Origin of the sequence: Janthinobacterium aquaticum (assembly GCF_009208565.1) — a bacterium.
Lineage (GTDB): Bacteria > Pseudomonadota > Gammaproteobacteria > Burkholderiales > Burkholderiaceae_D > Janthinobacterium.
The window spans coordinates 263,984-283,907 of the sequence record NZ_WFLK01000007.1 but is presented as its reverse complement, the minus strand read 5'-3'; the positions used below and the strand labels follow the sequence as shown (position 1 = coordinate 283,907).

General features: G+C 62.7%; 15 protein-coding genes. 8 read left to right on the top strand and 7 right to left on the bottom strand.

The annotated features are described in order from the left end of the window. Positions 1 to 204 precede the first annotated feature (204 nt). The 3 genes from GCM43_RS13860 to GCM43_RS13850 all read right to left on the bottom strand — a co-directional run bounded on the left by GCM43_RS13860 (position 205) and on the right by GCM43_RS13850 (position 2,844). Positions 205 to 555, bottom strand: a complete 351-nt coding sequence (locus GCM43_RS13860) for a ribonuclease E inhibitor RraB (protein WP_152245188.1) — start codon at positions 553 to 555, stop codon at positions 205 to 207. An 82-nt stretch (positions 556 to 637) separates the two neighbouring features. Continuing rightward, positions 638 to 2,140 (bottom strand): sensor histidine kinase, encoded by a 1,503-nt coding sequence (locus GCM43_RS13855; RefSeq protein ID WP_152245234.1) that lies wholly within the window; start codon positions 2,138 to 2,140, stop codon positions 638 to 640. Continuing rightward, complete coding sequence (locus GCM43_RS13850; RefSeq protein WP_152245186.1) at positions 2,140 to 2,844, bottom strand: response regulator; 705 nt, start codon at positions 2,842 to 2,844, stop codon at positions 2,140 to 2,142. Before GCM43_RS13850 ends, GCM43_RS13855 begins: the two co-directional genes overlap by 1 nt. A gap of 201 nt (positions 2,845 to 3,045) precedes the next feature. On the opposite strand from GCM43_RS13850, the gene GCM43_RS13845 reads away from it, so the two are divergent. From GCM43_RS13845 to GCM43_RS13825, 5 genes are all read left to right on the top strand, one after another. Next, positions 3,046 to 4,107, top strand: a complete 1,062-nt coding sequence (locus tag GCM43_RS13845) for a porin (RefSeq protein ID WP_152245184.1) — start codon at positions 3,046 to 3,048, stop codon at positions 4,105 to 4,107. Between the two features lie 21 nt (positions 4,108 to 4,128). Then, complete coding sequence (locus tag GCM43_RS13840; protein ID WP_152245182.1) at positions 4,129 to 5,094, top strand: Bug family tripartite tricarboxylate transporter substrate binding protein; 966 nt, start codon at positions 4,129 to 4,131, stop codon at positions 5,092 to 5,094. Between the two features lie 44 nt (positions 5,095 to 5,138). Further along, complete coding sequence (locus tag GCM43_RS13835; RefSeq protein ID WP_152245180.1) at positions 5,139 to 6,236, top strand: ABC transporter substrate-binding protein; 1,098 nt, start codon at positions 5,139 to 5,141, stop codon at positions 6,234 to 6,236. Positions 6,237 to 6,320: 84 nt separating this feature from the next. Then, positions 6,321 to 8,111 (top strand): ABC transporter permease, encoded by a 1,791-nt coding sequence (locus tag GCM43_RS13830; protein WP_152245178.1) that lies wholly within the window; start codon positions 6,321 to 6,323, stop codon positions 8,109 to 8,111. A gap of 37 nt (positions 8,112 to 8,148) precedes the next feature. Then, complete coding sequence (locus GCM43_RS13825; protein ID WP_152245176.1) at positions 8,149 to 9,216, top strand: ABC transporter ATP-binding protein; 1,068 nt, start codon at positions 8,149 to 8,151, stop codon at positions 9,214 to 9,216. A gap of 10 nt (positions 9,217 to 9,226) precedes the next feature. Here GCM43_RS13825 and GCM43_RS13820 read toward each other — a convergent pair whose 3' ends face one another. Then, entirely contained in the window at positions 9,227 to 10,018 is a 792-nt protein-coding gene (locus GCM43_RS13820; RefSeq protein ID WP_152245174.1) for a DUF2145 domain-containing protein, read from the bottom strand. A gap of 4 nt (positions 10,019 to 10,022) precedes the next feature. Beyond that, positions 10,023 to 10,427, bottom strand: a complete 405-nt coding sequence (locus GCM43_RS13815; protein ID WP_152245172.1) for a hypothetical protein — start codon at positions 10,425 to 10,427, stop codon at positions 10,023 to 10,025. Positions 10,428 to 10,560: 133 nt separating this feature from the next. On the opposite strand from GCM43_RS13815, the gene GCM43_RS13810 reads away from it, so the two are divergent. Then, on the top strand, positions 10,561 to 11,304 hold the full coding sequence (locus tag GCM43_RS13810; protein WP_152245170.1) for a helix-turn-helix domain-containing protein: 744 nt from the start codon (positions 10,561 to 10,563) through the stop codon (positions 11,302 to 11,304). Between the two features lie 12 nt (positions 11,305 to 11,316). On the opposite strand, the gene GCM43_RS13805 is transcribed toward GCM43_RS13810, so the two are convergent. Both GCM43_RS13805 and GCM43_RS13800 read right to left on the bottom strand, forming a co-directional pair. Further along, positions 11,317 to 12,798, bottom strand: coding sequence for a DUF3999 family protein (locus GCM43_RS13805; protein WP_152245168.1), 1,482 nt, complete (start codon positions 12,796 to 12,798; stop codon positions 11,317 to 11,319). Next, the gene (locus tag GCM43_RS13800) at positions 12,795 to 16,163 is read right to left on the bottom strand and encodes a DUF2339 domain-containing protein (RefSeq protein ID WP_226929482.1); all 3,369 of its coding nucleotides are present in this window, start codon (positions 16,161 to 16,163) and stop codon (positions 12,795 to 12,797) included. Before GCM43_RS13800 ends, GCM43_RS13805 begins: the two co-directional genes overlap by 4 nt. 235 nt (positions 16,164 to 16,398) lie before the next feature. On the opposite strand from GCM43_RS13800, the gene GCM43_RS13795 reads away from it, so the two are divergent. After that, complete coding sequence (locus tag GCM43_RS13795) at positions 16,399 to 18,285, top strand: MFS transporter (protein ID WP_152245166.1); 1,887 nt, start codon at positions 16,399 to 16,401, stop codon at positions 18,283 to 18,285. Positions 18,286 to 18,685: 400 nt separating this feature from the next. Beyond that, complete coding sequence (locus GCM43_RS13790; RefSeq protein WP_152245164.1) at positions 18,686 to 19,915, top strand: efflux RND transporter periplasmic adaptor subunit; 1,230 nt, start codon at positions 18,686 to 18,688, stop codon at positions 19,913 to 19,915. Positions 19,916 to 19,924: the final 9 nt, after the last annotated feature.

The following is a 19,924-nucleotide window of genomic DNA, read 5'->3' as shown; positions in this document are numbered from 1 at the left end:
CTAAGGGCGGATACGGCATCCAGTTACCCGGTCTTGATATGCCTACCAAGAATTTTGACAGCGGTTAATGTTGTTCGCAACACCATCAACTGCATGAGAGGAATAATACAAGGTCGGATTAGGCCCTTCGGGCCGTAATCCGACACCACCGCATGCGTCAACCATGTTGTCGGATTACGCGGGGCTTTGCCCCGCTAATCCGACCTACGCCGCCCCTACCGGCCCCACATCAACGCCGTCATAGCTGGCCAGCTTCTGCTCGCTGGCAAACGCCATCAGCTCCCCATTGCGCGCGTGCAGGCTTTCAACGTCGTGTACTTCTGCTTTTTCCACGTGCAGCACCCATACCTCGGGCGCTGCCGCGTCTTCCAGTTCGGGCTGGTAAAGCTCGACCGGGCGATAGCCTTGCAGCGCCAGCAGGCCGGCCGCCTGTTCCAGCGACTCTGGCGTCGGATTGGTAAAGTAGTAGCCCCACAGCAGCGGTTTGGACAGATCCCACGGTGCGTTGTCGCGGATATTGTCAAACAGTTCGATCACATCGTCTTTGCTCATCATGGCAGTGTTCTTTCATGGTTGGTTTGCGGCGCGATCTTACCATCGCCCTGTCATGCGCGGCGCTGCCATGCTCAATTCAAGGTCAGGCAGCGGTTGGCTGCAGCGCGCCAAAAACCACGCGCACCATCAAGCCGTGACCATTCGCCGCTGTCTGCAAGGTCAATTGCGCGTGATGCAGATCGGCGATATCGCGCACGATCGCCAACCCCAGGCCGGCGCCGCCCGGGTTGCTTTCCAGCGCTGCGCCGGCGCGGTAGAACGGTGTAAATACGCGTTCGCGCTCGTCGGTCGCCAGGCCGGGGCCGCTGTCTTCCACTTCCAGCAGCACGCCTGCTTGCATACCTTCATTTCGCAGGCATACGCGCAGGATCACGCTGCCGCCTGGCGGCGTATAGCGCAGCGCGTTGTCGACCAGATTGGCCACCAGTTCATGCAGCAGCAGCGCCTGGCCGTGCACCGGTGCTTCATCGGCCGCTTCGAGCGACAGATCGATCTGCTTGCCCACAGCCGTCATGGCCATTTCCAGGCCGACCTGCTGCACCACTTCACGCAGCGACACCGTCTGCATTTCCAGGTGCTCGCCGCCGTGCTCGATGCGCGCCAGCGTCAGCAGGCGGTTGGCCAGCAGCACGGCCGAATCGGTGGTGGCGGCCATGCTGGAAACGATATTGCGCACGGCCGCCATCGACGGCTCGCCGGCGCCCTGGCGGTCGCATTCGCGCAGCGCCATTTCGGCCTGCGTCTTGAGCACGGTGAGCGGTGTGCGCAGCTGGTGCGAGGCGTCGGCAATAAAACGCCGCTGGCTGGCGATCAGTTGCTGCAGCCTGGCCATCGAGCCGTTCATGGCGGTCACCAGCGGACGCATTTCACGGTGCACCAGGCTGGGGTCGACGTCCGACAGGTCCGACAGCGAGCGCGTTTCCACCTCGGTTTTCAGGCGCATCAGAGGCTGCAGTACCAGCCGCACGGCAAACCATACCAGCGCGGCCATCAGCAGCACCATGGCCGCCTGCCACAGCAGGGTATTGAGCAGGATCTGGTTCGACAGGCCGCGCCGTGCGTCCAGTGTTTCAGCCACCTGTATCAGCGCGATGCCGCGCATGGTGTCGTCATAGACTGGCTGCAGCAGGGCGGCAATGCGGATCGGCTTGCCGTGATAGTAGGCGTGGTAAAAGCGCACCAGGGCCGGATAATTTTCCGAACGCGGCACGTTTTTCGGCACCGCCGGCAGGTCGCCATAGCCCGATACCAGCTCGCCGTTGATGCCCGTGACCTTGTAGTAGATGCGCCCCAGCGTATCGGTTTCAAAACTGTCGAGCGCCACATACGGCACCTCGGCCACCACCTTGCCATTGACAATTGACACGCGTTCGGCCAGCGCGCGCGTGGACGCCAGCAGCGAGCGGTCGTAGGCCATGTCGGCCGCATCGAGCGCGTTGCGGTAGACGAAAACGGCGTCGAGCAGCACCAGCATCACCAGCGGAATCAGCAGCCAGCGCAGCAGCTGGCTGCGCAGGCTGCCCAGGCGCTGGCTGGCTGCTGCGCGCTGCAGCCGCTCCAGCCAGGGCACGGCGCGCGCCGGCATCATTTTGCAACTGGCATGGCGCTGCGCGGCTGCAGCAGGTAGCCGATGCCGCGCAAGGTGGTGATGGCGGCGCCGTCATCCTGGCAGCTGTCGAGTTTCTTGCGCACGCGGTGGATCAGCAGCTCGATCGCATCAAGGTTGACATCGTCGGCCAGCGCAAAAACTTCATCGAACAGCTTTTCCTTGGCCACCGCGCGTCCCTGGCGCGAGATCAGCGCTTCGAGCAGCGCATGCTCGCGCGGACTGAGCGACAGCGCCGCACCGCCATAGCTGAACATGCGCGTGACGGTGTCGAAGCTGAGCGCGCCGCAGCTGTGCACCAGCGCTTCGTTGCCCTGGCTGCGGCGCAGCAGCGCCTTGACGCGCGCTTCCAGTTCGGCCAGTTCGAACGGCTTGGCCAGGTAGTCGTCGGCGCCCAGGTTCAGGCCCTGCACACGGTCGTCCAGGCCGCCGCGCGCGGTCAGGATCATCACCGGCGTCTTGCCGCGCGCGCCGCCACGCGCACGCAGGCGGCGCAGCACATCCAGGCCATCCATTTTGGGCAGGGTCAGGTCAAGCAGCACCAAGGCATACTCCTGGGTATGGAGCAGGGCGTCGGCATCGGCGCCGTTGTGGGCGGTCTCCACCGTCAGGTGCGCGTCGCGAAGGGCTTTGGCCAGCCAGTGCGACAACTCCAGATGGTCTTCCACTAATAAAATACGCATGGTCTTCGCCATTCATTGATATGGATGCAGTGTAAGCCACGCTGGCGGCTGCCGCGTAGCTGCGTTGCCGTACCTGTGGCAAGGTGGCGACATCATCGCCACTGAAAGCCAATTGAAAGGAAGCCGAATTTATAGTGGAGTCCTGATTCACGAAAGTGATCAGCCATATCACCAAAAACTATAATCAAGGGACGCTACACCATGAAGAAATCCGCTTATTCCGTTGCCGCCCTGGCCTTGCTGGCCGCTGCCAGTGCTGCGCAGGCGCAGTCCAACGTCACGCTGTATGGCCGCCTCGATGCAGGCGTCAGCAGCACCACCAATGCCGGTCCCAACAAGGACTCGGTCACGCAAGTCAGTTCCGGCGGCATGAACACCTCGCGCTGGGGCATCCTGGGCAGCGAAGACCTGGGCGGCGGCCTGAAAGCCGTGTTCAACCTCGAAGGCGGCATCCTGGTCGATACCGGCGCGGCCGACGGCGCGCTGTTCAAGCGCCAGGCCAATGTGGGCCTGGAAGGCGCGTTCGGCAAAGTGGTGCTGGGCCGTTCGTTTACCACCGTGTACGACTTCGTGCTGCCTTACGATCCGATGGCCTATGCGCCGTTCTATTCGTGGGCCACCTCGGGCAATGCATCGGGCCCGAGCAAATACGGCATGACCACGGCGTTCGACAATCTGGTCAAGTATTCGGGCAAGTCGGGCGACCTGACCTACGGTGTATCGTACGGTTTCGGCGAGCAGACCACCGGCACCTCCGACAGCGCCAAGCTGTCGAGCGCCTTGAACTACAAGGCCGGCCCGGTCAGCGTGCTGGCCACCTACGAGCGCATCAACGGCAACACGATTGCCGGCGGCGCGCGCGACAAGACCACCGTGGTGCACCTGGCCGGGATGTATGAAGATGGAGCCTGGAAGGTGCAGGCGGCAGCGCGCGACTACAAGCTCGATCCGGCAGCGGCCGGCCGTGCCGACGTGCGCGGCACCTTGTACTGGGGCGGCGTCAGCTACAAGACCACGCCTGCCATTACCCTGACCGGCGTGGTGTACTACCAGAACGTGAAGAACGTGGCCGCCAACCTCGACGCCGATCCGGTCATGTACGTGGCGCGCCTGCGCTATGCACTGTCCAAGCGTACCGACCTGTATGTGGCTGGCGCCTACGCCAAGGCCAAGCATGGCCAGCTGGTCAGCCTGTCGCGCGATGACGCCGGCTTTGGCGACACCCAGCGCGGCCTGATTACCGGTATCCAGCACCGCTTCTAACCCTGCGTGCGAGCCTTCGAGATGCTGCGTTCATTGTTCCTGTTATTGGCCAGCCTGCTGTGCGCTGGCGCGCACGCTGCTGGCAGTGTCGAATGCGTGGTGCCGTCCAAGCCGGGCGGCGCGATGGACCTGACCTGCAAGCTGGCGCAAAAAGGGCTGGCGCAGGAGCTTGCCGCAGCGCCAGGGCCGGTACGCCTGTCGTATCTGCCCGGCGGCATCGGTGCGGTGGCGTGGCATTCGATGGGCTCGCAGCGCCGGCGCGCCGAAGCCAATACGCTGGTGGCGTTTTCGGGCGGCTCGCTGCTCAACCTGGCGCAAGGCAAGTTCGGCAATGCCAAACCGGGCGATGTGCGCTGGGTGGCGGCGCTGGGCGCCGACTACGGCATGATCGCCGTGCGCGACGACTCGCCGTACAAGAACCTGGCCGAGCTGATTGGCGCGCTGCGCCAGCATCCGGACAAGGTGCTGATCGGCGTGTCGGGCACCATCGGCAGCCAGGACTGGCTGAAGATGGCGCTGATCGCGCGCCAGGCCGGCATCGACCCGAAGGTGCTGCGCTTCGTGGCACTCGAAGGCGGCGGCGAAGTGTTTACCGCGATGCAGGCCAATTATGTGCAGGTGGTCTCGGGCGACACCTCGGAAGCGACGCTCAATGCGCGCGGCAACCATGCGCGCGTGCTGGCGGTGCTGTCGGAAAAGCGCCTGCCGGGTGTACTGGCCGGCGTGCCGACCGCACGCGAACAGGGCGTTGACGTGGTCTGGCCGATCATACGCGGCCTCTGGATGGGGCCACAGGTGCCGGACGCCGACTACCAGCGCTGGGTCGCTACATTCGAGCGCGCCATGGCTACGCCGCAATTTGCACAGTGGCGCGAACAGGCCGGCCTGTCGCCGTTTGCGCTGACCGGCGCGCCACTGACGAAGTACGTGAACCAGGCCTATGAGCGCTATGTCAGGCAGGCCACGGAACTGGGCCTGATGCGTTGAAAAAAACAGCAAGACATCACATCAATCACAAGACGGAGACAACCATGCAGACCAAAAACATACTCGGCATCACCCTGGCCGCTGCCTTTTCCAGCCTGGCAGGCGCCGCACTGGCGCAAGTGCCGGCCGGCTATCCTGCCGACTACCAGAAGATCATCGACGCGGCCAAAAAAGAAGGCAAGCTGGTGATTTACAGCGCCACCGACAGCAAGGCCGCCGCCCCGTTGATCAAGGACTTCAGCGCGCTGTACCCGGGCATTTCGGTCGAATACAACGATATGAATTCGACCGAAGTGTATAACCGCTTTATTTCCGAAGTCGCTGCCGGCGGCAATACCGCCGACGTGATGTGGTCGTCGGCGATGGACCTGCAGATGCGCCTGGCCTCGGACGGCTACGCGCTCAAGTACAAATCGGTGGAAGCGGCCAAGATTCCCGGTTGGGCCATGTGGGACGACCAGGCTTACGGCACCACGTTCGAGCCGGCCGCCATCGTCTACAACAAGCGCCTGCTCGATCCGAAGGAAGTGCCGAAGAACCACGATGATTTCGTCAAGCTGATCGCCACGCCGAAGTTCAAGGACAAGGTCACCACCTATGATATCGAGAAGTCGGGCGTGGGCTTCATGTTCATGTCGCAGGACGCCAAGGAATACCCGCAGTTCCTGGCGCTGGAAAACGCGTTCGGCACGGCCAAGGTGCGCGTGCAGTCCTCGACCGGCACCATGATGGAGCGCATCTCGTCGGGTGAAAACCTGATCGGCTACAACGTGCTGGGCTCCTACGCGCTGGTGCGCGCCAAGACCGATCCGTCGATCGGCGTGGTGCTGCCGAAAGACTACACGCTGATCCTGTCGCGCGTGCAGTTCATCAACAAGAACGCCAAAAACGTCAATGCCGGCAAGCTGTGGCTCGATTACATCCTGTCGCATCGTGGTCAGACCGTGATCTCGAACGGCGCCAAGCTGTTTGCGATCCGCGCTGACGTGACCGGTGAAACTACCTCGGCTGACCTGATCAAGGAAATCGGCGCGGCCAACGTCAAGCCGGTGCCAGTCCATCCGATCATCCTGCAGTTCCTGGGGCCAGCCAAGCGCATGGCGTTCCTGAAGCAGTGGAAAGAGACCGCCGGTAAAAAATAATACCGCGCCGTTTTCAAGTTTTGCAAGCCGTCCGCAGCGTCCTGCTGCGGACGCATGCCGCACCCTACACACACTGGATTCATCATGCAAACTGCTATCTTGCCGCTGCCTGCACGGTCGCGCTCCGGCTTGTCACGCCTGAACTGGCCGCGCGGCGTGGTCGTGACGATCACGCTGGTCGCCATTTTTCTGCCGCTGTTCCTGATTTTTTATCAGAGCTTTCTCAACGCGCCGTTCTTTATGCCGGTGCGCGAACTGGGCTTTGATTCCTACCGTTTCATCTTCGACGATCCCGATTTCTCGATGGCCTTCAAGAATGGCCTGATGCTGGCCTTTGGCCTGACGGTGATTGCCGTGCCGCTGGGCGGCATGCTGGCCTTCCTGATGGTGCGCACCGACCTGCCGGGTCGCGGCTGGGTCGCGCCGATGCTGCTGGTGCCGATCTTTGTGTCGCCGATGGTGATGGGCTTTGGCTATGTGGTGTCGATGGGGCCGGTGGGCTTCTACTCGACCTGGGCCAAGGAGCTGATCGGTTTCGTGCCCTGGAATATTTATTCCTTTACCAGCATCGTCATTATCGCCGGCCTGACCCACGTGCCGCATGTCTATCTGTACGCGTCGTCGGCGTTGAAAAGCCTGGGCTCGGATGTGGAAGAGGCGGCGCGCGTAGCCGGTGCTTCGCCGGTGCAGGTGATGATGAATGTGTCGCTGCCGATGATCATGCCGGCGCTGGCCTATGCCGGCGTGCTGGTGTTCTTCCTCGGTTTTGAAGTGTTCGGGCTGGTACTGGTGTTGGGCGATCCGGAAGGCCACCTGGTGCTGCCGACCTATCTGTACAAGCTGACCAACAAGCTCGGTACGCCGTCCTACCATCTGATGGCCGCAGTGGCGGTGTGCCTGGTGATGGTGACCATGCCGCTGGTGATGATACAGCGCTGGCTGCTCAAATCGGCCAACAAATATGTGTCGATCAAGGGCAAGGGCGCGCGCAGCAAGGCCATGCCGCTGGGCCGTTGGAAGTGGCTGGCCTTTGCCTTGCTGGCCGGCTGGCTGATTTTCACCATCGTGCTGCCGCTGTCGGGCATCGTGCTGCGCTCGTTCGTGCAGTACTGGGGCGAGGGCGTGCACCTGGCCGACGTGCTGACGCTGCAGCATTTCCGCGATATCTTCGACCAACCGTCGCTGGTGCGCGGCATCGTCAATACCATCCTGATCGGCGTGGTCGGTGGCGCGCTGGCCGTGGCCTGCTACAGCTTTATCGCGCTGGCCATGCACCGCAAGCAGGACGGTATCACGCGCCTGCTCGACTACAGCGTGCTGGTGCCGCGCGCCGTGCCGGGCCTGCTGGCCGGCCTGTCGTTCCTGTGGGTGTTCCTGTTCGTGCCGGCCTGGCTCGATGGCGTATTGAAAGGCATGGACAACGGCGTGGCCCTGTGGCTGAGCGGCCACGTAATTCCGGTGCTGCGTGAAGTGCGCTCGACCATTTTTGCGCTGTGGCTGGCCTATTCGGTGGTGTGGATGGCGTACGGCATGCGTTTGATTTCCACCGCGCTGCTGCAGGTTGGCCCGGAACTGGAAGAGGCGGCGCGCGCCGTTGGCGCCAGCCGCGGCCAGGTCACACGCGACGTCACGCTGCCCCTGATCAAATACGGTTTGCTGGGCGCCTGGCTGATGGTGTTCCTGATTTTCGAGCGCGAATACTCGACCGGCGTGTACCTGCTCTCGCCAGGCACCGAAGTGATCGGCGCAATGCTGGTGTCGCTGTGGGCCGGCGGCTCGACCGACCTGGTGGCGGCGCTGTCGTTCATCAACATCACCCTGGTGGCCATCGGCCTGGGCATCGCGCTGCGCTTTGGCGTCAAGTTACACAACTGAGTTACATAACTAAATAAAAATACACTGAGACCACATCATGAATGAATTGACCGTCAATGAGCTGCACCTGGACTACGGCACCGGCGCCTCGGCCAACCCTATCCTCAAGGGCGTATCGATGCACCTGAAAAAAGGCGAAGTGGTTGCCTTGCTGGGGCCTTCGGGCAGCGGCAAGACCACTTTGCTGCGCGCCGTGGCCGGGCTGGAAAGCCCGAAAGCGGGCACCATCGAGATCGGTGCACGCAATGTGTTCGATGGCGCCAAAAACTTTGAGATGCCGGCCGAACAGCGCAACCTGGGGCTGGTGTTCCAGTCGTATGCGCTGTGGCCGCACAAGACCGTGTTCGACAACGTCGCCTATGGCCTGAAACTGCGCAAAATGGGCAGCAGCGATATCGCCGCGCGCATCAAGGAAGTACTGTCGCAGCTGGGCCTGGGCCACCTGGGCGAGCGCTATCCGCACCAGTTGTCCGGCGGCCAGCAGCAGCGCGTGGCCATTGCCCGCGCGCTGGTCTATAACCCGCCCGTAATCCTGCTCGATGAACCGCTGTCAAACCTCGACGCCAAGCTGCGCGAAGAAGCGCGTGCCTTTTTGCGCGAACTGATCGTGCGCCTGGGGCTGTCGGCGCTGATGGTCACCCATGACCAGGGCGAAGCGATGGCCATTTCGGACCGCATCCTGCTGCTCAATAACGGCAAGATCGAGCAGCAGGGCACGCCGCAGAGCATGTATGAGACGCCCGACACCTTGTTTACGGCTGAATTCATGGGCAGCAACAACCGCCTGCCAGGCAAGGTCCTGCAGCGCAACGGCCCTCAGGTGAGCCTGCAGATCGACGGCACGCCGATGCAGGGCGTGGCGCGCGGCAGCAATACGGGTCTTGATGTGACCACCATGATACGGGTGGAAGAAGTGAAAATCAGCGCCACCCGCGTCGACAATGCCATCGAGCTGCCGCTGCTGACCTGCATGTATCTGGGCGACCGCTGGGAGTGCCTGTTCCAGGGCGCCGACAACCTGAGCCTGCGCGCCTATTCACGCTACAAGCTCGAGGCCGGCAAATACTGGCTGCAGATGCCGGCTGATAAGCTCTGGGTGTTTTAAGCGGGCAGGGTTAGTCGCCGCGCACCACGATCTCTTTGACCTCCGGCTGGCGCTGGCGCACGAAGCTGCTGATCGAGTCGACGGTCACCACATCGATGCGGCGCGTCATGCGCCGTTCGAACGGGTGGTCGTCAAAGGCGATATTGGCGCGGAACATGCGTGCGCCCAGGCGCGTGGCGGCTGGAATGCTCAGCGTCTGGGGCGCGTAGCTGGCGCTGCGCAGCCAGGTCTGTGCTTCAGCGCGCGTTTCGATCTGGCCCGGCTCGGCGCTGGCGGCGGCCAGCGTTTCCAGCACCCACTGGTTGGAATTCTGGTATTTGGTGGAAAAAGGGTAGGCCAGCATATTGTAGTGCGGCTCATGCAGGCGCTTCGGGGTATTGCTGGCCAGCAGACGCGCCAGTTGTTGCTGGGTCTCCTGCGACGGAATCATGATCATGCTTTCATACATGAACACATCGTCCATAAAGAAGTTGCCCAGCCCTTCGTTGTACAGCGACGACTGTGCCGTGCCGCATTCGTTCAGTTCATGCACCACCAGCCAGCGGCCTTTCGGGTGGTCGCGCCAGGCCAGCGCCATATGCGAGTAGCGCACCTGGTATTTCGACAGGTCCTGGCCGGCGCGTGCCAGCAGCGCCACCTGGGCGCCCGAGGCGTCAAGCGCCTGCAGGGTTTTCTGCGCCAGGTTCATCGACTTGATCAGGGTGGCCGCATCGGTCTGCTTTTCTTCGCACGAGCGGCCTGCCTGGGCTGCACCGGTGGTGGCCACGGCGGCGCACAGCACGATCAGTTTGAGGGTACGCATGGCATCAGGCTTTCGAGTGATGCAGCAGCGCCTTGCCCAGCTCGTTGGGAATAAACGCAATCGCCTTGCCGGACAAGACCAGCGCGTAGCCGGTCGACATCGCCACCACGCTCACTACCGTGCCCGCTGCCAGCGACAGGCCCTCGGCTGCCTTGGCGCTCATCTGGATCGAGGCGCCACCGGCTTCCGAGGCGCCTTTCAGCACCACCACGATGCCTTCGCCGACGTTCTCGATACTGGCCACGACGATTTCGCCGGAACCGGCCAGCATCGACAGCGAGCCGGCAACCACAACAGCCGAACCCTGGCTCAGGTGCTCCGAGCCGCGCGACAGGTTTTCCGAGGCGGCGTGGGAGAGGCCGGGCAAGGCCAGGGACAGGCTTAACAACAGGGGCAGCAGGCGTTTCATGGTATCTCCTTCAAATGTGCCAATTGGCAACGTCATGATTGTCGATGGGCGGTTTTTAGTCAATGCTGGCGCTACTCGTCTAGGCAAGGCATACTGCAAGTATCATAATATGCTACTTATTCAAGGGAATCCCATGCAGCAAACCCATGCCCTGGTCAACGCCCTCAAGCGCTTGCTTAAAACGCGTGCCATCACGTATGCCGAACTGGCGCAGCGCATTGGGGTTTCCGAAGCCAGCGTCAAGCGCATGTTTTCGCAAAAGCAGTTCACGCTGCAGCGGCTCGACCAGGTGCTGGTGGCCATCGGCAGCGACTTCGCACAGCTGGTGGCGGCGGTCCAGTCGGCGCAGGCGGCGCCCACGCTGATTACGGCGCTCACGTTCGAGCAGGAAAAGGAAATTATCGAAGACACGCGCCTGTTTATCGTGGCCGTTTCGGCTTTGAACCTGCTGCCGCTTGAACAGATACTGGAAATTTACGATATCAGCGAGGCGGACGCCGTCAAATGCCTGCTGCGGCTCGATAAAATCGGTTTCCTGGAACTGCTGCCCAATAACCGGGTCAAACTGCTTGTGGCGCGCACCTTTGCCTGGATACCGAACGGACCGATCCACAGCTACTTCAAGCGGGAGGCCTACGACGATTATCTCAATTCGCAATTCGATGGCGAGTCCGAACTGCTGCGGCTGGTTAATGTGATGCTGTCCAAAAAGTCGACGGTCGCTTTGCTGGAGCGGCTGAAACAGGTGGCTGTCGAGTTTTCACAGCAGCATCAGGAAGACGCGCGGCTGCCATCGTCCGAGCGGCGCGCGATCAGCTTTATGCTGGCGGTACGCCCGTGGATGCCGCAGACGTTCAAGGCGCTGCTGCGGCAGTAAGGCGGCGCTGGCCTAATTCTGCTCGCGTCCCTGCTCGCGCTCTTGCTGTTGGTCCTGCTCCTGCTTCATTTGCGTCAGCAAGCGCCAGGCAAAAAAGCCCAGCACGACCACGCCGAGCAACAGCGCGCCCCACAGGGCGGCGAGCCGCCAGGGCCGCGCTGCGTCGGCTGACGCCGGTGCTGCGGCCGGTGCGCCGGCCTGCGCAGTGAGCGCACCAACGGTAGCAGCAGGCAGTGCCAGCAATTCAGCGGACTGGAAGCCGGGCGCGACCTGCGACAGGCTGCTTGCCGCAGGGGGGGCCTTGCTGTTGCCAAACGCCAGCTGGTAGGGCGGTTTGCCACTGGCCAGGAAAAATAACGTATCGGGTGTCCAGCCCAAACGCAGTGCCGGCGCCTGGGCCAGGTTCGAGCTGGCGCTGCCCTGCAAGATCCATTGCGTGGTCTGTACTACCGGCATGGACAGGTCGCCCGACACGCGCTCTTTGCCGCCATTGCCGGCATTGCTGATGCGGTAGAACGTGGTATTGAGCAGCGGATCGATATAGCTGCCCTGGGCGGGGCGCGCCTGTCCATGGTGGCGATACAGGCGATGGCGCTGCGTGACTTGTTCAGCCTGGCGTAACACACCCAGCGTGACCGGCAGCACCGTATTGGGCTGGTCGAGTTGCAGGCCGATGCTGTCGGCGGGAATGGCGGGCGGGGTGGCGTACAGCCACTGGCTTGCGTCCTTGCCCGGTTTGCCCTGCAGCGTGATGCTGGCGCGCGGCGGGGCCACGCTGGCCTGGCTGACGGCTTGCGCGCTGATGCTGGCAAACGCCAGCGGCTGGCCGTCCTGCCAGCTCAGGCGTGCGTAGCGGAAACTGCGCGCCGCAAACTCCATGCTGTCGTTGGCCAGCGTTTGCGTGTCGCTGTTGCGCAGCCAGTTGAGGGTGGTGGTGCCGATGGCGTCCCATTGCTTGAGGTCGTCGCTGACCTCCAGCAGCACCTGCGCGCTGTAGTTGCCGGTGCCGCCGGGCAGGGTAAAGCGCAGGCCGGCAATGCGGCTGTGCTGGTCCTGCCGGCCCAGGTCGAGGATCAGCGCCTGCAGGACGTCAGCCTGGTCGCCAGGCCGGCTGCGGACGCTGACCGACAGCAGCCGGCCGTCGCTGGCCGTGCGGATGTCCACATTCTGCAGGCCCTCGCTACTGGCCGATGAACCGCTCAGCGGGAACACCCGTACCGGTAGTTCGCGCTGCTCGGTGTTGCTCTGCACGGCAGGCGCACCGATGGCAAACGCCAGCGCCTTGCCGTTGGCGTCAAACAGGCGCAGATCGGCCAGGGTGCTGGTGCGCGCATGCAGATAAACTTCTTTGGGCAGTGGCAAGCGCGCCACGCCGCCTGTTGCTGGCTGCACCGTCATGCGCCACGCATAGTCCTGCAACCGGTCCGTTGCCATTGCGCTGGTGCTGGCAGCGCATGTCGCCAGCGCAAGGAAGATCGTCAAACGCCTGTTCATGCTGCTCCCGTTTCTGGTTGGGTTGGCCGTTCGGCTGACATGTCGGCCGCCGCCTTGGGAAACGGCGCCAGATAGCCGATCAGCACCATCAGCAGGCCGACGCCGACAAAGGAAACAATGCGCGCAATACCCCCCGCATTGGACAAGTCGATCAGGAACAGCTTGGCCACCACCAGCGCCAGCAGTACGGCGCCGGCGCTCCACTGGCCGCGCCGCTGCGTGCGCGCCGCATGGCGCATCAGCAGCAGGGCGGTGACGCTCCAGACCAGCGACAGCATCGCCTGCACGAACTGCGAAGCGAGCATGGCGTCGAACTGGTAGGGCACGCCCATGTAGTTCGACACTGTGCGCAGCAGCATCAGGTTGAACCATGCGTAGGCAAAGCAGCCTGCCAGCAGCGGCAGGCGCGGCTGCCATGGCGCCAGCCAGGCTGGCGTGCCCACGCGCAGCAAACGATAGGTGACCAGGCCCAGCAGCATGGCAAAGGCGCTGCTCAGGTCCAATGGATTAAGCAGTGGTAGGTAGGGCAGCGGCGCCATGGCGCCATTGTCGGCAAAGTTCCATAGGGCGATCAGCACCAGCGACCAGGCGGTGGCCAGCGGGATCAGATAGCGCTGGTACCAGCTGACAATTGGCGCGACCGGCCAGCCGCCGGCGCGGCAGCGGCGGATCAGCCAGGCCAGTACCAGCATCATGGCCCAGGCCGGCAGGTAGCGCGACCAGGCCGGGCTGACAGCGTCGCCCCGGCCAGCCAGCCAGGCATCGATATGCATGGCGCCCACCGGCCACAGCATCAGCCACGGTGCGGCCGTGCGGATGGTATGGAGCAGGCGCAGCGCGCGCAGGTCGAGGCGCCAGCCTGCGCGCGACCAGCTGCGCATCAGATACTCGTTTGTCGCCAGCAGGCAGGCAAACGCCAGCCATGCCACAGCTGTCGGCAGGTATTGGCGCACATACAGCGCCATCAGCGTGTTCGCGCTCCAGAAGGCCAGTGCAAACCAGGCGGGCACGGCCAGCCAGCGCAGCTGCGGCCAGTGCAGGCGGCGCGCCGCTTGCACAAACAGCAGGGCACTGGCGCACACCGTGATCAAATACAGCGCCGCCCACTGTTCGCCGTTATGAGGCTGCAGCGCGGGATCGCCGTCGACCATGCGCAGCAGCCAGCTGGCCAGCGGCACCAGCACGCCGGCAAACCACAGCAGGCCGCTCCATTGCAGCAGTGGCAGCGCGGCTGGCGCCATCAAAGCATCGCCCTGGAGCGAGCGCTGCTGCGCCAAGCGTGCGCTGGCCAGGGCAGCCGTGGCCAGCAGCAAGGCGCTCAGGAAGGAACCAGCAAACAGGTTGGCAGGGTGGCCATCCCAGCTCCAGCTGGCGCGGCTCAGCATGACCGCGCCGGCTACCACCTGCACGGCCAGCATCAGCGCGCGCGGGCTGTGCCACTGCTCGCGGCGCGCCAGCGCGGCCAGCAGGCCGACCACCGCCAGCGCGCTGACGGTCAGCAAATTGAGCTGCGTGGTGGCCTCGGTACGGATCAGGATTTCAGTCCACAGGCCGCCCAGCAGCCAGGCGGTGGCGGCAACCAGGAACAGCACCGACAGGGGCGCGATCAGCTGCTGCAGCGGCATGGTGTGCTGCACGCCATGCTGGCGGCGGAAGTTGATCGCCATCAGCAGCGCAGCGGCGGCCAGCAGCAAAAAGCCCAGCCACAGGTTCGATTGCAGCGCGACAGCCGTGTCCATGCCGGCCAGGATGCCGACGAAAGACAGCCACGCGCCCACCTGCACCACCAGGCCAAACACCCAGGCCAGCGGCTGGCGCTGGCGCAGGCCGACCCAGACGATGCCGGCGCCTTCGAGCGCCCAGGCAGCCGACGTCCAGCGACCGTCGAGCGCAAACGGAATGGCCAGCGTGCCGAACACAATGCCCAGCGCCAGGAATGCTTCGGCCAGCAGGCGGAAGGCGCCATTGGCGCGGCGCCATAGCGCCACTGCCAGGCCGGTATAGAGCAGGCCGGCGATCAGCGCCGAAAACGCCAGGCCGAAGTGCATGTCTTTGACCAGGCCGTATTGCAGCCCCATGGCGGCCAGCGGCGTGCCGAACACCAGCGTGCCATCGACATAGTGTTTCAGGCGCGGCGCCTGGCGCGCGCAGTAGGCAATCGCGATGCCGATATAAAACAGCACGAACAGCACCAGGAACAGCTGGGTCGACAGATAGTTTTCCGGCGTGTAGCGCAGCACGCCCCAGGTGGTCGATACGGCAAAGGTAAAGCCAAAGCTCAGCACATTCAGGATGCGCCACGAGCGCCTGAGGGCAATCGCAAACACGCCCGCATTGAGCAGCGCGTAATAGCTGAACAGGCCAATATGGCTGCCGCTGCCGGTCGAGACCAGGATCGGCACGGCAAAGCCGCCGACGATGCCGAACACGGCCAGCCAGACGGCGTTCTGCAGCACCGCCAGCAGGCAGGTCAACACGGTCAGCAGAAACAGGATGCCAAAAGCCAGGCCGGCCGGCAGCAATTCGTATAGCCTGAAGGCGCCAAAGGTGACCAGCATCAGGATCGCCATCGCCGTGCCCTGCAGCGGCAGGCTGATGCCGGGACGCGCCAGGCGGATGCGCCAGGCCCAGGCCAGCAGGGCGACGTCAAGCAGCGCAATGCCGGCCAGGCGCAGTTCGATTGGCACCGTAATCTGCGCGGCCACGTATTTGAGCAGGAAGCTGACACCCAGGAACAGGATCAGCAGACCAAGCTTGGCCACCAGATTGCCGGTAAACAGCCACGCCTTTGCTTTGGCCAGCAGGCCATTGCCGCTGTCGATCCAGGCGGGGGTATTGGGCAACGCTGGCTGCGGCGCTGGCGCTGATGCAGGGGCCGCTGCAGGGACGGGGGCTGGAGCGGCTGCGGCGACCGGTTCAGGCACAGCTGCGGTATCGGGAACAGGGGCAGGCGGCGCCGGCACACGCTTGTCGAGCGACATCGTAATGACCGGTGCCATCACCTGGGCAGACCTTGGCAGCACGCTGGCCTGCGCTGGCACCGGCACTGACAGAGGTGCAGGAGGCGTTGCCGGCGAACGATCAGGCACAGGCACAGGCACAGGCACAGGCGCAGTTGAAACTGCAGCAGGACCAGCCGCGTCCACGTTTGCACTGGCCTTGCCCGGCGTTTCAGCGCCTGCAATTGGCGGTGAGGCCGCAATCACCTGTTCGAGCACCTGCAGGCGCTCCTGCATGCTGTTCATTTCCGTGCGCAGGCGCACGGTCATCTGTTCGAGGACAGCGATTTTATTGCGGCCTTTTACCGCCACCACAAAGGCGGTAACAAGCACACCCAGCAATATCAACGGTATCAATGCAAACATGGTTGGTTTCCTGGCAGGTCAGGGCGCGGCAGGATGGCGCCCGTTGCGAGATACATTACCTTATTATCAAGAAGCGGGATTTTCTTTATAGCTGCGTGGCAACGTGAGCGCACGCCAGAGCATGCATGGCCCTGAGGATAGTGAGCTTGATGAAGGGCAATACTTCGACATTCAGATTGTCGTGCGCAGCATAGTGCTGTATTTTAAGCATTCCTTTACAGCCCAGTTCCCTACCATGAGTCAACAAAGCCAGTTTGCCTTATTGTCACAGCGCCGTTTCGGGCCGTTTTTCTGGACCCAGTTCTTTGGCGCCTTCAACGACAATCTGTTCAAGACCGCGCTGATGGTAATCCTGGCGTACGACGCCCTGAGCTGGACCACGCTCGATCCGTCAACCATTACCAACCTGATTCCCGGCCTGTTTATCCTGCCCTATGTGGTGTTTTCAGCCACCGCCGGCCAGTTGGCCGACAAGTTCGAGAAAGCCGGACTGGCCCGCTTCGTGAAATGGATGGAACTGGTCATTATGGGCGTGGCTGCCGCCGGCTGGATGACCCATACGCTGTGGTTGCTGGTGGCGGCAGTGGTCGGCATGGGCGTGCATTCGACGCTGTTCGGGCCGGTCAAATATGCCTATCTGCCGCAGCAGCTCAAACCCGAGGAACTGGTGGGCGGCAACGGCCTGATTGAAATGGGCACCTTTGTCGGTATTCTGTTCGGTGAAATCCTCGGCGCGGTGCTGATCGTGTACAAGCCGCTGGGCGTGGAACTGGTGGCGGGCGCCACCATTGCCGTGGCCGTATTCGGATTGATCGCCAGCTACCGCGTGCCGCGCACGCCGGCGCCCGAGCCAGACCTCAAAATCAGCATCAATTTCGTGGCCGAGTCGTTTCGCAACCTCAATTTCTCGCGCAAGAACCGTTCGGTGTTCCTCGCCATGCTGGGCAATTCCTGGTTCTGGTTTTACGGTGCGCTGATCCTGGCGCAGTTCCCCGTGTACGCCAAGGATTTCCTGCATGGCGACCATAGCGTATTCGTGCTGCTGCTGACCGTGTTTTCAATCGGTATCGGCGCCGGTTCCCTGCTGTGCGAGCGCCTGTCGGGCCACAAGATCGAAATCGGCCTGGTGCCGTTCGGCTCGATCGGCCTGTCGCTGTTCGGCATCGACCTGTATTTTGCCAGCAATGCCTATGCCAATACGCAGATCGTCGATGCGCTGGCCTTTGTCAGCCAGGCCGGCGTGCCGCGCATCCTGATCGATATCGTCATGATCGGCGTCTTCGGCGGCTTTTTCATCGTGCCGCTGTTTGCGCTGATCCAGACGCGCTGCGATCCCAAGCATATTTCGCGCACGATTGCCGGCATGAATATCCTCAATGCCCTGTTCATGGTGGCGGCGGCCGGCGTGGCCATCGTGCTGCTGGGGCAGGGCTTCACGATTCCCCAGCTGTTTTTGATTACCGCCATTTTGAATGCGCTGGTGGCCGCCTATATCTTCTCGCTGGTGCCCGAGTTCCTGATGCGCTTCCTGGCCTGGCTGCTGATCCAGACCGTACACCGCGTCAAGGTGGTCGACGGCGAGCGCATCCCGACAGAGGGCGCCGCCGTGCTGGTGTGTAACCATGTCAGCTATGTCGACGCGGTGGTGATCATGGCAGCCAGCCCGCGTCCGATCCGGTTTGTGATGGATCACCGCATCTTCAAGACGCCGCTGCTGGGCTGGATTTTCCGCACTGCCAAGGCCATACCGATTGCCCCGGCCAAGGAAGATCCTTTTCTGATGGAAAAGGCCTTTATCGATATCGCCCAGGCGCTGCATGAAGGCGAGCTGGTATGCATTTTCCCCGAGGGTAAGCTTACGCGTACCGGCCAGATCAGTGAGTTCAAGGGCGGTATCGCCAAAATCATTGAACGTAACAAGGTGCCGGTCATTCCGCTGGCGCTGCGCGGCCTGTGGGGACATCTGCTGAGCAAGCGCAATGGCCATCTGTTCGAGCGCGCCTTCAAGGGCGGGCTGCGCTCGCGCCTGGCGCTGGCGGTTGGCCTGCCAGTGGCGCCGGAACTGGCCACGCCCGAACTGTTGCAGCAAAAAGTGCAGGAGCTGCGCGGCAAGTGGAAGTAATGAAAACTGTAGCGGCGAGTTGCAAGATACTAGCCGTTCCAGCAAGTGCTCATGCTGCCCCGCAGCATAGCCCTCGGTAGTTCATCCCTGCGGTGGCTTTACGCCACCGCAAGTGCCAAGCAAACAATTGAGCAGCCTGTTAAAGTAGGTGTTCAGTCCATTTTTCCCGCTGTACCCTTTGATGCTGTCTGCGTGCCGTTGATATTCATCACGGCCGCATGCTTACTGACTTTCCAGTCATTTTGTTGTCTTATCAATCATAGTTTCTAGAAAAAGTTGTCAAGATTCAATTGTAATTTCGCTTGACGATTTTAGAATGATCGTTCATTCTTTGATCTGCGTTAATAGATTTCCCCATTTCTAACGACACCAGCCAGCTTTTTTTTCCAGAAAGTCCAAGATGCAATCAACATTCTCCTTGCCGTCGCCGCGTACGAGCGGCGCTATTGCCGTGCTGTGCGCCACTGTTATCATGGCCGGCTGCAGTAAAAAACAGGCAGGACCGCCGCCGCAGCAGCAGGCGCCGCAGGTCGTCGTGTTTACTGTTAATCCGGCCGCGTTGCCGATCATGGCCGATCTGTCTGGCCGCACCAATGCCTATGAAGTTGCCGATGTGCGCCCGCAAGTGGGCGGCATTATCAGAAAGCGCCTGTTTACCGAAGGCGCCGATGTGAAAGCGGGCACGCCGCTGTACCAGATCGATCCGTCGACCTTCCAGGCTTCGGCCAATTCGGCCAAGGCCGCACTGGCCAAGGCGCGCGCCAATTTGCTGACGGCCGGTCCGAAAGCGGCACGCTACAAGGAACTGGTGGCCATCGAAGGCGTGAGCCGCCAGGAATACGATGACGCCGTCGCCAGTTACGAGCAAGCCAAGGCCGATGTGGAATCGGCAACGGCAGCGCTGGAGTCGGCCAATATCAATCTGCGCTACACCACTGTGACGGCGCCGATCAGCGGCCGCACCAGCCGCTCGACCGTCACCGCTGGCGCGCTCGTGACCGCCGGCCAGGCCGATGCACTGACCACCGTGCAGCAACTCGATCCGATTTATGTCGACGTGACCCAGTCCAGCACCGACCTGCTGCGCCTGCGCCGCCAGCTGGCCGATGGCAGCCTGAAAAAATCGGGCGATGGCCAGGCCAAAGTCAATCTGGTGCTGCCTGACGGCACCAAATACAGCCAGGAAGGCAAGCTGCAGTTCTCCGGCGTGAGCGTTGATCCGACCACCGGCAACGTGGTGCTGCGCGCGCTGTTCCCGAACCCGAAAGGCGAGCTGCTGCCAGGCATGTTCGTGCGGGCACAACTGGAAACCGGTATCGACGAGAAAGCCATTACCGTGCCGCAAGTTGGCGTCTCGCGCAATCAGAAGGGTGAAGCCACGGCCATGATCCTGAACAAGGAAAACAAGGTCGAGCAACGCATCCTGACCACCAACGGCACCGTTGGCACCAACTGGCTGGTCACGTCCGGCCTGGCTGCCGGCGACCGCGTGATCGTCGAAGGCCTGCAGAAGATCAAGCCAGGCGCACCGGCTGTTGCCGTGCCCGCTGCTGCCCCGGCAGCGCAAGGCGGCGCCCAGGGCGCTGCACCAGCGGCCGCAGCGGCATCGGCCAGCGCCAGTGCCCAATAATTCAGGAGA

Excerpts from the sequence above, each read along its gene's own strand:
- GCM43_RS13860 (WP_152245188.1), bottom strand. The coding sequence starts at position 555 with ATGATGAGCAAAGACGATGTGATCGAACTGTTTGACAATATCCGCGAC.
- GCM43_RS13855 (WP_152245234.1), bottom strand. The coding sequence starts at position 2,140 with ATGCCGGCGCGCGCCGTGCCCTGGCTGGAGCGGCTGCAGCGCGCAGCA.
- GCM43_RS13850 (WP_152245186.1), bottom strand. The coding sequence starts at position 2,844 with ATGCGTATTTTATTAGTGGAAGACCATCTGGAGTTGTCGCACTGGCTG.
- GCM43_RS13845 (WP_152245184.1), top strand. The coding sequence starts at position 3,046 with ATGAAGAAATCCGCTTATTCCGTTGCCGCCCTGGCCTTGCTGGCCGCT.
- GCM43_RS13840 (WP_152245182.1), top strand. The coding sequence starts at position 4,129 with ATGCTGCGTTCATTGTTCCTGTTATTGGCCAGCCTGCTGTGCGCTGGC.
- GCM43_RS13835 (WP_152245180.1), top strand. The coding sequence starts at position 5,139 with ATGCAGACCAAAAACATACTCGGCATCACCCTGGCCGCTGCCTTTTCC.
- GCM43_RS13830 (WP_152245178.1), top strand. The coding sequence starts at position 6,321 with ATGCAAACTGCTATCTTGCCGCTGCCTGCACGGTCGCGCTCCGGCTTG.
- GCM43_RS13825 (WP_152245176.1), top strand. The coding sequence starts at position 8,149 with ATGAATGAATTGACCGTCAATGAGCTGCACCTGGACTACGGCACCGGC.
- GCM43_RS13820 (WP_152245174.1), bottom strand. The coding sequence starts at position 10,018 with ATGCGTACCCTCAAACTGATCGTGCTGTGCGCCGCCGTGGCCACCACC.
- GCM43_RS13815 (WP_152245172.1), bottom strand. The coding sequence starts at position 10,427 with ATGAAACGCCTGCTGCCCCTGTTGTTAAGCCTGTCCCTGGCCTTGCCC.
- GCM43_RS13810 (WP_152245170.1), top strand. The coding sequence starts at position 10,561 with ATGCAGCAAACCCATGCCCTGGTCAACGCCCTCAAGCGCTTGCTTAAA.
- GCM43_RS13805 (WP_152245168.1), bottom strand. The coding sequence starts at position 12,798 with ATGAACAGGCGTTTGACGATCTTCCTTGCGCTGGCGACATGCGCTGCC.
- GCM43_RS13800 (WP_226929482.1), bottom strand. The coding sequence starts at position 16,163 with ATGTTTGCATTGATACCGTTGATATTGCTGGGTGTGCTTGTTACCGCC.
- GCM43_RS13795 (WP_152245166.1), top strand. The coding sequence starts at position 16,399 with ATGAGTCAACAAAGCCAGTTTGCCTTATTGTCACAGCGCCGTTTCGGG.
- GCM43_RS13790 (WP_152245164.1), top strand. The coding sequence starts at position 18,686 with ATGCAATCAACATTCTCCTTGCCGTCGCCGCGTACGAGCGGCGCTATT.